General features: G+C 69.0%; 13 protein-coding genes. 9 read left to right on the top strand and 4 right to left on the bottom strand.

Translation table 11 applies throughout. The features are described from left to right. The first annotated feature begins 52 nt into the window (after positions 1 to 52). From ACESMY_RS20255 to ACESMY_RS20225, 7 genes are all read left to right on the top strand, one after another. Positions 53 to 1,042, top strand: coding sequence for a HupE/UreJ family protein (locus ACESMY_RS20255; RefSeq protein ID WP_372786430.1), 990 nt, complete (start codon positions 53 to 55; stop codon positions 1,040 to 1,042). An 86-nt stretch (positions 1,043 to 1,128) separates the two neighbouring features. Next, positions 1,129 to 2,133 carry an NAD(P)H-dependent flavin oxidoreductase gene (locus ACESMY_RS20250; RefSeq protein ID WP_372786429.1) on the top strand — a complete coding sequence of 335 codons (1,005 nt, stop codon included), beginning with the start codon at positions 1,129 to 1,131 and terminating at the stop codon, positions 2,131 to 2,133. Between the two features lie 95 nt (positions 2,134 to 2,228). Further along, positions 2,229 to 3,752 carry a porin gene (locus ACESMY_RS20245; protein ID WP_372786428.1) on the top strand — a complete coding sequence of 508 codons (1,524 nt, stop codon included), beginning with the start codon at positions 2,229 to 2,231 and terminating at the stop codon, positions 3,750 to 3,752. A 23-nt stretch (positions 3,753 to 3,775) separates the two neighbouring features. Then, positions 3,776 to 4,813, top strand: a complete 1,038-nt coding sequence (locus ACESMY_RS20240; RefSeq protein ID WP_372786427.1) for a sulfate ABC transporter substrate-binding protein — start codon at positions 3,776 to 3,778, stop codon at positions 4,811 to 4,813. After that, positions 4,810 to 5,718: a sulfate ABC transporter permease subunit CysT gene (gene cysT, locus ACESMY_RS20235; protein WP_372786426.1), complete on the top strand. Its 909-nt coding sequence runs from the start codon at positions 4,810 to 4,812 to the stop codon at positions 5,716 to 5,718. The genes ACESMY_RS20240 and cysT overlap by 4 nt, the downstream gene beginning before the upstream one ends. Beyond that, on the top strand, positions 5,715 to 6,569 hold the full coding sequence (gene cysW, locus ACESMY_RS20230) for a sulfate ABC transporter permease subunit CysW (RefSeq protein ID WP_372786425.1): 855 nt from the start codon (positions 5,715 to 5,717) through the stop codon (positions 6,567 to 6,569). Before cysT ends, cysW begins: the two co-directional genes overlap by 4 nt. Further along, positions 6,541 to 7,632, top strand: a complete 1,092-nt coding sequence (locus tag ACESMY_RS20225) for a sulfate/molybdate ABC transporter ATP-binding protein (protein ID WP_372786424.1) — start codon at positions 6,541 to 6,543, stop codon at positions 7,630 to 7,632. The genes cysW and ACESMY_RS20225 overlap by 29 nt, the downstream gene beginning before the upstream one ends. On the opposite strand, the gene ACESMY_RS20220 is transcribed toward ACESMY_RS20225, so the two are convergent. Beyond that, the gene (locus ACESMY_RS20220; RefSeq protein ID WP_372786423.1) at positions 7,629 to 7,808 is read right to left on the bottom strand and encodes a hypothetical protein; all 180 of its coding nucleotides are present in this window, start codon (positions 7,806 to 7,808) and stop codon (positions 7,629 to 7,631) included. The two genes, ACESMY_RS20225 and ACESMY_RS20220, sit on opposite strands and share 4 nt — an antisense overlap. 135 nt (positions 7,809 to 7,943) lie before the next feature. Between ACESMY_RS20220 and ACESMY_RS20215 the strand changes: the two genes are divergently transcribed. After that, positions 7,944 to 8,189 carry a DUF5961 family protein gene (locus ACESMY_RS20215; protein ID WP_372786422.1) on the top strand — a complete coding sequence of 82 codons (246 nt, stop codon included), beginning with the start codon at positions 7,944 to 7,946 and terminating at the stop codon, positions 8,187 to 8,189. Between the two features lie 6 nt (positions 8,190 to 8,195). Here the strand turns inward: ACESMY_RS20215 and ACESMY_RS20210 are convergent, their stop codons facing one another. Next, complete coding sequence (locus ACESMY_RS20210; protein ID WP_372786421.1) at positions 8,196 to 10,829, bottom strand: M1 family metallopeptidase; 2,634 nt, start codon at positions 10,827 to 10,829, stop codon at positions 8,196 to 8,198. Between the two features lie 196 nt (positions 10,830 to 11,025). On the opposite strand from ACESMY_RS20210, the gene ACESMY_RS20205 reads away from it, so the two are divergent. Then, positions 11,026 to 11,265, top strand: coding sequence for a DUF2188 domain-containing protein (locus tag ACESMY_RS20205; protein ID WP_372786420.1), 240 nt, complete (start codon positions 11,026 to 11,028; stop codon positions 11,263 to 11,265). Here ACESMY_RS20205 and ACESMY_RS20200 read toward each other — a convergent pair. Beyond that, the gene (locus tag ACESMY_RS20200; protein WP_372786419.1) at positions 11,262 to 12,740 is read right to left on the bottom strand and encodes an MFS transporter; all 1,479 of its coding nucleotides are present in this window, start codon (positions 12,738 to 12,740) and stop codon (positions 11,262 to 11,264) included. The two genes, ACESMY_RS20205 and ACESMY_RS20200, sit on opposite strands and share 4 nt — an antisense overlap. Next, the gene (locus tag ACESMY_RS20195) at positions 12,737 to 13,186 is read right to left on the bottom strand and encodes a MarR family winged helix-turn-helix transcriptional regulator (protein WP_372786418.1); all 450 of its coding nucleotides are present in this window, start codon (positions 13,184 to 13,186) and stop codon (positions 12,737 to 12,739) included. Before ACESMY_RS20195 ends, ACESMY_RS20200 begins: the two co-directional genes overlap by 4 nt. Positions 13,187 to 13,306 lie beyond the last annotated feature (120 nt).

Here is a 13,306-nt window from a genome sequence, read left to right as displayed (position 1 = left end):
GTCAGAGCCGTGGGGGTGGAAATTGCGGGGAGGAGCGTTCGTCGGGCGGCTCGTGGCCGTGCTGCTCCTCCTGTTGGCCCTGGCCGCACCGCGGCTGGCGTCCGCGCACGAAATCCGCCCGGCGCTGATCCAGATCATCGAGACCGGCTCCGGCCGTTACGACGTGGTCTGGAAACAGCCGATGGTCGGCGACATGACCGTCCACATGGTCCCGCACCTGTCGTCCGGGGTCATCGACCGGGCGCCGTCCAGCCAATCCGGTTCGCCCGGCTTCGTGATCCGCACCTGGCATGTGGTCGGCGGCCCGCCGCTGGACGGCCAGACGGTGAGCATCGAGGGCCTGCCTCAGACCGTCACCGACGTCCTGATGCGGGTGACCACGGCGGACGGAAAAACCGTCAACGACGTCATCCGGCCGGCCGATCCCAGCCGCAAGCTGGCGCTGGCCGGACCCCAGGGCCTGCGGATCCCGGCCTACGTGGCCCTGGGGATCGGCCACATCCTGACCGGCGCCGACCACCTGATGTTCGTGCTCGGTCTATTGCTGCTGATCGGGCCGAGCTGGCGCCTGGTGAAGGCGGTCTCGGCCTTCACCGTGGCGCACAGCATCACCTTGGCGCTGGCGGCGCTGGGCTTCGTGCATTTCCCGTCGGCGATCATCGAGGCCCTGGTGGCGCTGAGCATCGTTTTCGTGGCCTGCGAGCTGGTCCCGTTGCCGGGACGGCCGGAGACCCTGACTCACCGGCATCCGTGGCTGATCGCCTTCACCTTCGGCCTGCTGCACGGCCTGGCCTTCGCCGGTGCGCTCGCCCAGGTCGGCCTGCCGAAGGGCGCGGAGCCGCAGGCGTTGCTGCTGTTCAACGTCGGCGTGGAGATCGGCCAGCTGATGTTCATCGCCGTGGCGCTGGCCGCGATCTGGGTCCTGCGCCAGGCGCGCCGCCGATTGCCCGTCGACAGCGCCGTCTTCGCCCGTGTGGCTCCGGCCTATGTGATCGGCGGGTTCGCCGCCTTCTGGCTGATCGAACGCATCTTCGCGGTATGACCGCTTGCCCGCGGAGGGCGGATTTGCCATGCTCAATCTTGTTGCGTACATCGTAAATTTAAAGAACCAACCTCGAGGACCCCTTCATGGCCCTGCCGCCCGTCCTGCGTGACCGCCTCCGCCTGCCGGTGATCGGCTCGCCGCTGTTCATCATCTCCAACCCCGACCTGGTGATCGCCCAGTGCAAGGCCGGCATCGTCGGCTCCTTCCCGGCGCTGAACGCCCGGCCGGTCTCGATGCTGGACGAGTGGCTGCACCGGATCACCGAAGAGCTGGCGGCCTGGGACCGCGACCATCCCGAGGCGCCGTCCGCGCCCTTCGCGGTCAACCACATCGTACACAGGTCGAACGACCGGCTGGAGCAGGACGTGGAGCTCTCCACCAAGTGGAAGGCGCCGATCGTGATCACCTCGCTGGGCGCGCAGACGCCAGTGAACGACGCGGTCCACTCCTATGGCGGGGTGGTGCTGCACGACGTGATCAACGACCGCTTCGCCCGCAAGGCCATCGAGAAGGGGGCCGACGGCCTGATCCCGGTCGCCGCCGGGGCAGGGGGTCACGCGGGTCACCTGTCGCCCTTCGCCCTGATCCAGGGCCTGCGCGAGTGGTTCGATGGGCCGATCGCGCTCTCGGGCTCGATCGCCCACGGCCGCGCGGTGCTGGGGGCCCAGGCGATGGGTGCGGACCTGGCCTACGTGGGCTCGGCCTTCATCGCCACCCAGGAGGCCAACGCCGACCCGGCCTACCAGGCGATGATCGTGGCCTCGAGCGGCGAGGACATCACCTACACCAACCTCTTCACCGGCGTGCACGGCAACTACCTGACACCCTCGATCATTGCGGCGGGCCTGGACCCGGCGAACCTGCCGGTCTCCGACGCCTCAGCGATGAACTTCGGGTCGGGCGGCAACTCCAAGGCAAAGGCCTGGCGCGACATCTGGGGCTGCGGCCAGGGCATCGGGGCGGTGAAGGACATCCCGACCGCCGCCGAACTCGTGGCCCGGCTCTCGGCGGAATACGAGGAGGCCAAGGCCGAGCTCGCCGAGAAGACCTCGTTCACCTCCGGCCGGGTGCTGTTGGCCGCGGAGTAGCTTGCAGATTTTCTGCGGCTCGCCGTAGCTTAATCCCACTCGTTAAGTAGGAATAAGCGGCCTAGCTTTCCCTCGCTCAACACGAGGGACCGAGCATGATTGCCCCTGCGCCGCTTCGCCGAGTTATCCGCACGGCTGTCCTGGCGGGCCTGCTGTGCAGCGCAGCGCCTGCGGCGCTGGCCCAGGTGATCCCTACGGCCTCCACTGCGCCGAGCGGAATCAGCCAGGAGCAGGCGTTGGCGCTGTCAGCGCGGCTGGATGCGCTGGAGAAGCGCAACGAGGAGCTGGAATCACAGATCCAGGACCTGAAGGGCCAGTCGTCGGCCCAGGTGCAACAGGTCCGCGACGTCCAGGCCGCGCAGCCGACGGTGGCGATCAGCAATGGGCGGCCGACGTTCACGACGGCGGACGGGAACTTCAAGTTCGCCCTGCGGTCCGTCGTGCAGTTCGACGCCGCCAGCTATTCGGAAAGCCCGCGCACGGCCGCCAACGACCTGGGCTCGGGGACCAATTTCCGCCGCGCCCGCCTCGGGTTCGACGGGACGGCTTTCAAGGACTGGAACTACGCCCTTTGGGGTGAATTCGGCGGGTCCGGCGGCGAGGCGGCGATCTTGAACCAGGCCTATCTGGAATATGCCGGCTGGAAGCCCTTCGGACTGGAGGAGCCCATCCGGCTGCGGGTCGGCGCCTGGGCGACCCCGTCCGGCCTGGAGGACGCCACCAGCAATACCGAGGAGCTGTTCCTGGAGCGCGCGGCGATCGCCGAGCTGGTCCGCGGCCTTGCGACCGGCGACGGGCGTACAGGCGTGGGCGCGACCGCCCGCGGCGCCCGCTGGTACGCCTCAGGCCTGTTCTCGGGGAAAGTTGTCGGGGTCCCGGCGACGCCGGAACTCGACCAGCAGTCGGGCTTCGCCGCGCGCCTTGCCTTCAATCCGATCCACGGCGCCGACTACGACGTCCATTTAGGCGCCAACGTCCAGGGCATCCTCGATCCGGCCGACACAACGGCCGGCCCGGTCTCGACGCAAGCGGTGCGGCTGCAGGAGCGTCCGGAACTTCGGGTCAGCGGCATACGGCTGGTCGACACCGGGGCGATCAACTCCGACGGCCTGACGGCCTATGGGCTGGAAGCCGGCGCGAGCTGGAAGAATTTCTACGCCGCCAGCGAGTGGTACCAGGTGGACGTGAGCCGCAAGGCCGCGGCGCCGGCCGTCTCGCTCTTCGACCCCTCCTTCTCCGGCTGGTACCTGCAGGGCGCGTGGGCGCTCACCGGCGAGCATCATGCCTGGACTAACGCCAACGGCGGCTTCGTGGGCATCCGGCCTCTGAAGGTCTTCGATCCGCAGCGTGGGACCTGGGGCGCCTGGGAGCTGGCGGCCCGTTACAGCGAGCTGGATCTGAACGATCGTCAGGGCGTGGCGGGCGCGGCGACGCCGGCCGGCGGCGTGCGGGGCGGCGAGCAGAAGATCACCACCGTTGGATTGAACTGGTACCCCAACAATGTCGTTCGCTTCCTGCTGGACTACCAGTGGGCTCGGGTGACCCGGCTAAACGCCACCGGGTCCAACATCGGCGAAGACGTGAACGTTGTTTCGTTCCGTTCGCAATTCGCGTTCTGATCCAGAATCTTCGGAGCCGCCAGATGACCCAGACCAAGATCACCCGCCGCGGACTCGTCGCCACCGGCGCCGCGCTCGGCGTCAGCGCGGCCGCCGCGCCGCTGATCGCCGGCCCGGCCTTCGCCCAGGCCAAGCCGATCACTCTGCTCAACGTCAGCTACGATCCGACGCGCGAGCTCTACAAGGAGATCAACACCGCCTTCGCCGCCTATTGGAAGGGCAAGACCGGCGAGGTCCTGGACATCAAGCAGAGCCACGGCGGCTCCGGCAAACAGGCCCGCGCGGTGATCGACGGTCTGCAGGCCGACGTGGTGACGCTCGCGCTGGCCGGCGACATCGACGAGATTTCGGCGCGCGCCAAGCTGCTGCCCGCCAACTGGCAGTCGCGGCTGCCGAACAACTCGACGCCCTACACCTCGACGATCGTGTTCCTGGTCCGCAAGGGCAACCCCTGGAAGATCCGCGACTGGCCCGACCTGGTGAAGCCGGGCGTCGGCGTCATCACCCCCAATCCGAAGACCTCGGGCGGCGCGCGCTGGGCCTATCTGGCGGCCTATGCCTACGCCCAGAAGCAAGGCGGCGAGCCCGCGGCCAAGGCCTACATCACCAAGCTCTTCAAGAACGTGCCGGTATTGGGTGCGGGCGCACGAGACGCCACCACGACGTTCGCGCAGCGCAACATCGGCGATGTGCTTCTGTCCTGGGAGAACGAGGCCTTCCTGACGATCGACGAGTTCGGGCCGAACTACGACATCGTCTATCCGTCGAGTTCGATCCTGGCCGAGCCGCCGGTGGCGCTGCTCGACAAGAACGTCGACCGGCATAAGACCCGCACGATCGCCCAGGGCTATCTCAATTTCCTCTACAGCCCGCTGGCGCAGGACATCGTCGGCAAGCACCACTACCGGCCGCGCGACCCTGCGGCGGTCGCGAAGTACGCGGCCTCCTTCAAACAGATCCCGCTGGTCACCATCGACCAGGCGTTCGGCGGCTGGAAGAAAGCCCAGGCCACCCACTTCGCCGACGGCGGCCTCTTCGACCAAATCTACAAGCCCACGTGACCGACCAGGCGATCCTCCCCTCTTCGCCGCTGGGTCCGGTCCCGGCTGGCGCGGTCGCGGCGACGCGGCCGCGCCGCAGGCCGTGGGTGGAGCACTCGATCCTGCCGGGCTTCGGCGTGTCGCTGGGGATCACGCTGGCCTATCTGGGCGCCATCGTCGTCCTGCCGTTGATCGCACTGGCGATCCGGCCCTGGGAACTGGGGCCGGCGGGCGTCTGGCACGCCCTGGCCGCGCCCCGGGTGGCCGCGGCGCTGCGGCTCTCCTTCGGGCTTTCGGCGCTGGCCGCCTTGCTGAACGCGCCGCTGGGGATCCTGCTCGCCTGGACGCTCACCCGCTACGACTTCCCCGGGCGGCGGATCATGGACGCCCTGGTCGACCTGCCGTTCGCCCTGCCGACCGCGGTGGCGGGCATCGCGCTCACCGCCCTCTACGCCCCGACCGGCCCGCTCGGCGCGCTGGCGGCCAAGGTTGGGCTGAAGACCGCCTTCTCGCCGCTGGGGATCTTCATCGCGCTGGTGTTCATCGGCCTGCCGTTCGTGGTGCGCTCGCTGCAGCCGGTGTTGCAGGAACTCGACCGCGAGGTGGAGGAGGCGGCCACGACGCTCGGCGCCAACAGCATCCAGCGGGCGGTGATGGTGATCCTGCCGGCGCTGGCGCCCTCGCTGATCTCCGGCGTCAGCCTGGCCTTCGCCCGCGCGGTGGGGGAATACGGCTCGGTGGTGTTCATCGCCGGCAACCTGCCCGGCAAGACCGAGATCGCGCCGCTGCTGATCGTCATCAAGCTGGAGCAGTATGACTATGCGGGCGCCGCGGCGATCGGCATGGCGATGGTGGCGATCTCCTTCGGCAGCCTGATCCTGATCAACCTCGCGCAGCTGTTCCTGGCCCGGCGGGGCAAGGCATGACCGCCGTCCCGCGCCCGATCTCCGCCACGCGGCTGCCCGGCCTGGCGGTCCTGCTGATCCTGGCCTCCGCGGCGGTGATGGCCGTCCTGGTGCTGATGCCGCTGTTCGTGGTGTTCGAGGGCGCGCTCTCCAAGGGGACCGGCAAGTACCTGGCCTCGATCCGCGATCCGGACGCCGTGGCGGCCATGAAGCTGACGCTGCTGGTCTCGGGGATCGCGGTGCCGCTGAACGCGGTCTTCGGGATCGCGGCGGCCTGGTGCATCGCCAAGTTCGAATTCCGCGGCAAGAGCGCGTTGCTGACGCTCATCGACCTGCCGTTCTCCATGTCGCCGGTGGTCTCGGGCCTCGTCTGGGTGCTGCTGTTCGGCGCACAGGGCTGGTTCGGGACCTGGCTGATCGACCACGACGTCAAGATCATCTTCGCCACCACCGGCTTGGTGCTGGCGACCATCCTGGTGACCTTCCCGTTCGTCGCCCGCGAACTGATCCCGCTGATGCAGGACCAGGGCGCCGACGAGGAGGCCGCGGCCCTGACGCTGGGCGCAGGCGGCTTCACCACCTTCTGGAAGATCACCCTGCCGAATATCCGCTGGGCGCTGCTCTACGGCGTCCTGCTTTGCAATGCGCGGGCGATGGGCGAGTTCGGCGCCGTCTCCGTCGTCTCCGGCCACATCCGCGGCCTGACCACAACGCTCCCGCTTCACGTCGAGGTGCTCTACAATGACTATGACTTCGTCGGCGCCTTTGCGGCGGCCTCGCTCCTGGCCTCCCTCGGGCTCGTCACCCTGGTCCTCAAGACAGGTCTCGAATGGCGTCATTCCGGTGAACTTTCAGCCAACCGCCGACACTGACGCAGCCTCGCCCCTGTCGCTGGAGATCAGCGGCATCTCGAAATCGTTCGGCCGCTTCCCGGCGCTGAACAACGTCTCGCTGCAGGCCAAGGACAAGGAGTTCCTGGCGCTGCTTGGGCCGTCGGGGTCCGGCAAGACGACCCTGTTGCGTGTGCTCGCGGGGCTGGAGCGGCCGGATGCCGGCGAGGTGCGCTTCGACGGCGAGGACTTCCTGGCCCTGCCGGTGCGCCAGCGGCGCGTGGGCATGGTCTTCCAGCACTACGCCCTCTTCCGCCACATGACCGTGGCCCAGAATATCGCCTTCGGGCTGAAGGTGCGCCGGCGCTCCGAGCGGCCCTCGAAGTCGGAAGTCGATGACCGGGTGGCGGACCTGTTGTCGCTGGTCCAGCTCGAGGACCTCGGCAAGCGCTTCCCGGCGCAGCTTTCCGGCGGACAAAGGCAGCGGGTGGCGTTGGCCCGCGCGCTGGCCATCGAGCCTCGGATGCTGCTGCTCGACGAGCCGTTCGGCGCCCTCGACGCCCAGGTGCGGCGCGAGCTTCGCCGTTGGCTGCGCGACCTGCACGACCGGGCGGGTGTCACCACGGTCTTCGTCACCCACGACCAGGAAGAGGCTCTCGACCTGGCCGACCGCGTGGCGATCCTGCGGGGCGGCGAGCTGAAGCAGCTCGGCACGCCCAATGAGGTCTACGAGAACCCGGCCGATCCCTTCATCTACGACTTCCTGGGTGCGGCCTGCCGGCTGCCGGGGCGCGTTGAGGGCGATCGGCTGACGGTCGCCGACTGGGAAACCAAGGCGCCGAAGGGCGCGCCGCAGGGGTCCGTCGAGGTGTTCTTCCGTCCCGATGAGGTGGCCTTCGCGCCGGCCGACGGCGCGGGCCTGGCCGGCGAGGTGAAGGCGGTGGCGGCGCGCGGCCCGGACGTGCGGATCGAATGCCTGATCGAGGGCCAGGTCTTCGAGCTGGAGGCGCGTGGCCCGAGCGTGCCGGCCGGCGTGGCGCCGGGTCTGGCGCTGCGGATCAAGCCGCTGCGGCCGAAGGTCTACGCGGCGGCGGCCGGCGGCTAGTCCTCTTCGCGGGCGAAGGTGCGGACCTGGCGGTCTCGTTGCCAGAGTTCCATCGTTCGGCCCTCGCTATGGGCCGCGGCGTAGGCCATGGCTTCCTCGTCGTCCTGGCAGTTCAGGACGGTGACGCCCCGAATATGCCCTGTCCGATCGAAGACGTAGAGGCGATAGTCCTTCATGGCCTGCTTCCCAACTCAGGTGTCCCAAACTAGCACACCTTTGAGTTGTGTATACAGCCCTAGGTGAGGTCGATTCGGCGATGAATCCTTTTCGCCGGCCGAGCGTTTGAACCCAGGCCAGGAGGACCCGTCCGCATGACCGACGCCCATGACACCAGCCTATCGCGCCGCTTCTCGGTCCACGGGGTCGAGGACGCGCCGTCGCGCAGCCATCTGGTCGACGGCCTCAGCTTCGAGGACGCGGCGCTGCACTACCTCGAAGACCGTCACCTCGAGGCGGCGGGCGACGAGGTCTCGCTGCTGGTCGAGGACTGCGCGACCGGCGAGCGGCAGTGTTTCCGCGTCGATCTCGCCACGGGCGAAACCGCGCCCTGCGATTAGGACCGCTCAGCCCGGATGGGCCGCCAGCCAGCGGTCGACCTCGGGCAGGCGCTTGCCGATCACCTCCAGACGATAGGCGATCGAGGCGAGCGCCTTGGAGACCTCGCCGCGCGCCGACGGCGGCACGGTGGCGGCGAAGGCCGTCAGCTTGGCCGGCATGGCGGTGTCGCGCGAGGCGCCGCCGAGGCCTGCGAAGAAGGTCGTGCGGCTGGTGGGCTCGACCATGGCCTCCACCTCGGCGCGGTGCGCCATGGAGAAGTCATAGGCCTTGTCCGGGAAGTTCTGGGCGACCCCGGTGATGAGCTCCGGGGCGTCGGTGGCCTGCGGCTCCTTGCTGATCGACAGCGCCAGCGCCCGGTCGGCCAGGGCCGGATCGTGGCTGACCGCGAGATCGCGGTAGAGCCGGGTCTTGTCGGTGGGATCGATGGCTTTCTGGGCCAGGGCGTGGAGCTGGTCCCAGATGGCCGCATCGGCATGGTCGGCGACGAGGCTCAGGACGGTCTGGCGCGTCGTGCCGCTCAGGCTGGCGGGATTGGCCAGGAAGGCGGCGAACCGGCGCTTGGCCTCGGCGATGACCGCGGGGTCATCCATCTGGCCGAGGACGCCGAGCAGCGTGGTCCGCAGAACGGCGTCGTTGTCCGGCTCTCCGGGCTTGGCGTCCCAGCCGAGGCGGGCCAGCGCCGGTTCCAGGCGGGCGCGGGCGAAGGCGCGGAAAGCGGCCTGGCCGGGCTGGCGTTCATAGAGATCGTCGACCGCCGAGAGCTGCTGGGCGAGCGCCTTCAGGACCACGGTGTCGCTGGCCGCCTGGGCGCTCCGGGCGATGGCCATGAAGTCGCCCATCGGCGCGTCGCCCGTCTGGCCGAGCGCCAGGCTGTCGTAGATCAGGCCGAGCTGGTCCTCGGGCTGCAGGAGCGGGAAGGCCGCGGCGATGCGCTGGGCGAGCTCCCCCGAATAGCGGCTGCGGAAGTAGCCGGTCTGGCCGGCGTTGAGGAGCGGTGTCGAGCCGGCCGCCGCCGCCCGCGAGGCCGGGGCCTTGTTGCTGACCACGGGGCGCCAGGGCTCGCCGAGGCCCATGACCGTCACCGGCGTGCGCCAGGTGCGCGGCTTTCCGGAGAGTTCGTCGGCGCCATAGCGGCCCTGGGTTAGCTCGACGCCCGCGGGGGTGGCGGCGGCGGTGATCAGCGGCACGCCAGCCTGCAGGGTGAAGTCGTGGGCGATGCCGGTGATCTTCTTGGGCGAGACCCGGTCGATCTCGGTCCAGAGGTCGTCGGTGACCGTGTTCCCGTAGGCGTGGTGGGCGATGTAGTTGCGCACCCCGGCGCGGAAGACGTCCTCGCCCACATAGGTCTCCAGCATGTGGATGACCGCGTGGCCCTTCTGGTAGGTGATGTTGTCGAAGGCGTTGGCCGCGGCGAAGACGTCGTGGATCGGGGTGATCACCGGGTGGGTGCCCGAGCGGGCGTCGGTGCGCATGGCCGACTGCTCGCCGGCCTTGGTCTGCAGCCAGATCTTCCACTCCGGATGGAAGTGGTCGGTGGCCTTGTTCTCCATCCAGGAGGCGAAGCCCTCGTTGAGCCACAGGTCGTCCCACCAGGCCATGGTGACCAGGTCGCCGAACCACTGGTGGGCCATCTCGTGGGCCACATCGACGTAGATGTTCTGCTTGTCCGCCTCGGTGGTGAGCTTGGGGTCCACCAGCAGCGCGTAGTCGAAGTAGTAGATCGCCCCCCAGTTCTCCATCGCGGCGAAGAACTGGCTGCGCCCGGGTCCGGCGATGAAATCGAGCTTCGGCAGCGGGTAGGGCACCCCGAAGTAGTCGTTGTAGTAGGGCAGCAGCTCGGCCGCCGCATCGAGGGCGAACTGGGCTTTCGCGGTGTCGCCGCGGCGGACCACGACGCCGATCTCGGTCTTGCCGACCTGGCGGTGCAGGCGCTCGAAGTCGCCCAGCGCCAGAAACAGCAGGTAGGAGCTCATCTTCGGCGTGTCGGTGAAGCGGGTGATCCGGCGCACCGGCTCGCCGTTGCGCGACGAGACGGTCACCACGTCGGCCACCGGCATGTTGGAGACCGCCATCTGGCCGTCAGGCGTGTCGACGCTGAGTGCGAAGACCGACTTCACCCCGGGTTCGTCCCACATCGGCGCGAAGCGCCGGGCGTCGGAGTTCTCGAACTGGGTGAAAAGGGCGCGCTCCTGGCCATGGGCGCCGGCGTAGTCGAGGGCGAAGAAGCCGGAGGCCTGTTTGTAGATCGTGCCGGCGTAGTCGATGGCCAGCGTGTAGCGGCCGGGCGCGATCGGCTTGGCGAAGGTGAAGGTCGCAGTCTGCTGGGCCGTGTCGAGCGTGACCTTGGGCGCCTCGGGGCTGCAGGAGATCTGCACCTTGCCGAAGGTGATGTCGGCGGCGTTTAACGTGATCCGCGCCGTCGGGCGCCTGACGACGATGGTGATCGCCTCGTGGCCGACGAAGGTCAGGTCCTTGGCGCTCGGGGTGATGGCGATGTCGTAGCGTTCCGGCGTGACGTCGCTCGGCAAGGCGACGTGGGCCGGCGCGGCGGTCTTGGCGGCGGGTTTGTGCGGGGGCGCGGCCCAGGCCGGGGCGCTGACCGCGAGCAGGGCGGCCACCAGGACGGGGACGAATTTCATGAGTAAGGCGCCCAAAGCCGGAGAAAACTTGCGCCGACCTTAGGCATGACGGAACGCTTCGCCTAGGCGTCTTTGCAACCGCGTCTGCATGCACCCGCCGCCCGCCGCGACGGCTCGTCGGGTTCGATTGCGGGTTGGCGATTGTCGCGCCCTGTCAGATCGCCCATGTAGGACGCTGCATTACCGGAGACGTCAGATGAGCCACCTCACCTACAGGATCGTCGAGCACGACGGCGGCTGGGCCTATTCGGTGGACGGCTCCTTCTCCGAAACCTTCCGCAGCCACGACGCGGCGCTTTCGGCGGCCCGGCGCGCGGCCGGCGAGCAGCGGGTCTCCGGCGACACCCACGGCATCGTCTATGAGGACGCCGCCGGCGTGGTCCACGAAGAGCTTTCCGACGGCGCCGACCGGCCGCAGACCGACGTCAGCGGTTAACGTCCGCGGTTGTTCATCTCGTCGCCGGCGTTGGCGGGGAGGCGGAAGAACCAGAACAGCGACAGCAGCGTGAGCGCGCCGAAGATGGCGAAGGCCGGCGCGACCGTGGCGCCGGTCAGGTGGGTCTCGCCGCGGCGAAGCATCAGGAAGTGGAGCAGGGTGGCGGCGAGCCCGATGCTCACCGACTGCATGAACTGCTGGGCCATGGAGGCGGTGGTCGTGCCGCGGCTCATCTGCGCCTGCTCGAGGTCGGCGTAGGCCATGCCGTTCAGGCTGGTGAACTGCAGCGAGCGGAAGAAGCCGCCGACCGCCAGCGCGACCATGATCAGCCAGTGCGGCGTGTCGATCTTGAAGAAGGCGTAGACCATGAAGGTGGCCGAGCAGATCACCCCGTTGGCGATCAGCACCGTGCGGAACCCGAACCGGCGCAGGATCGGTGGAGCGGTGGTCTTCATGACCAGGGCGCCGACCGCCGAGACGAAGGTCATCAGGCCGGCGGCGAAGGCGGTCATGCCGAAGCCCACCTGCAGCAGCATGGCCAGGAGGAAGGGCGTTGCGCCCGGCACCAGGCGGAAAAAGGCGCCGCCCAGCACCGAAGCCCGGAACGTCGCGATCCGGAAGATGCCGAGGTCGAGGATGGCGTGGGGGTTGTTGCGCGCGTGGGCCCAGTAGACCCCCAGGCAGGCCAGGCCGCCGCCGAACAGGCCCGCCACCGCCAGCGGCGGCAGGACGTCGCGGCCCAGGTTCTCGAACCCCAGGATCAGACCGGCGAGCCCGAAGCCGGTCAGGAAGATGCCCGGCCAATCGATGGGGGAGACGGCCTGTTCCTTCACCTGGGGCACGAAGGCGCGGACCAGCAGGACGCCGGCGACGGCCAGCGGCAGGTTGAGGAAGAAGATCCAGCGCCAGCTCACGAAGGTGACGATGGCCCCGCCGAGCACCGGGCCGACCACCGGGCCCAGCAGCGCCGGCATGGTCACCACCGACATGGCGCCGACCAGCTCGCTCTTGGGCGTGGTGCGCAGCAGGACGAGACGGCCCACGGGGCCCATCATCGCGCCGGCGCAGCCCTGGGCCAGGCGGAAGGCCACCAATTCGGGCAGGGAGTTGGCGAAGCCGCAGGCGGCCGAGGCGCTGGCGTAGAGCACCATGGCGATCATCAGGATGCGCTTGGCCCCGAACCGGTCGGCCATCCAGCCCGAGATCGGCAGGAACACCGCCGAGGCCAGGAGGTACATGGTGATGGCGAGGTTGAGCCGCAGGGGCTCGACGTGCAGCGCGCGCGCCATGGCCGGCAGGGCGTTGTTGATCGAGGTGGCGTTCAGCGTCTGCATCAGCAGGGCCGAGCCGATGATCGCCGGGACCACCCAGCCGCGCAGCGTGGCGTCACGGCCTTCGTTCAGGACCGCCGCGGCGTCGGCCCCGCCCTCGTCGAGGACGTCGGTCTCCAGGACCTCCTCGGCGCGCCTGCTCATGCCTCGAGGCTCACCAGCTTGAGCAGCGGGGCGGCGGCCTCGGCCAGCCGTTCGCGCTCCTCCGGCGTCAGGCGAACGAGCCGCGCGGCCAGCCAGTCGTTGCGGTGGCGTTGCAGGGTCTCGATCTTGCGCAGGCCCGCCGCGGTGAGCGTGAGGCCCGAGCGGCGGGCGTCCTCGGCGTTCCCGGTGCGGCTGAGCCAGCCGGCCGCCTCCAGGCGTTTGACGTGGCTCGACATGGTCGGCCGCGAGATCTGGTCGAAGTCGGCGAGAGCGCTGACGCCCACGCCGGGGTTCTTCTTGATGTAGCCGAGGATCAGGGCGTCCTGGGCGGAGAGGCCGACCTTCTGGGCCTCCTGGCGCAGCTTGCGGGAGACCCGCAGCAGCGGCCCGCGCAGGGCCTCGGCCAGGGCGGAGATTTCCTCGGTTTCGGGAAGCGTCGCGGGCATCGACTCATCATATAGTTAGATCGTCTAACTATCTATAACTAGCCAAATCCCCTGCGGCAAGTTGCTGACGCGGCCCCACGATGCGACTGGTGGGTAGGCGATTGCCCGGAACCGAGTGTT

The sequence above is a fragment of the Phenylobacterium sp. genome, from assembly GCF_041691455.1.
GTDB lineage: Bacteria > Pseudomonadota > Alphaproteobacteria > Caulobacterales > Caulobacteraceae > Phenylobacterium.
The sequence above is the reverse complement of the archived record's forward strand: the minus strand, read 5'-3'. Positions and strand labels throughout refer to the sequence as shown.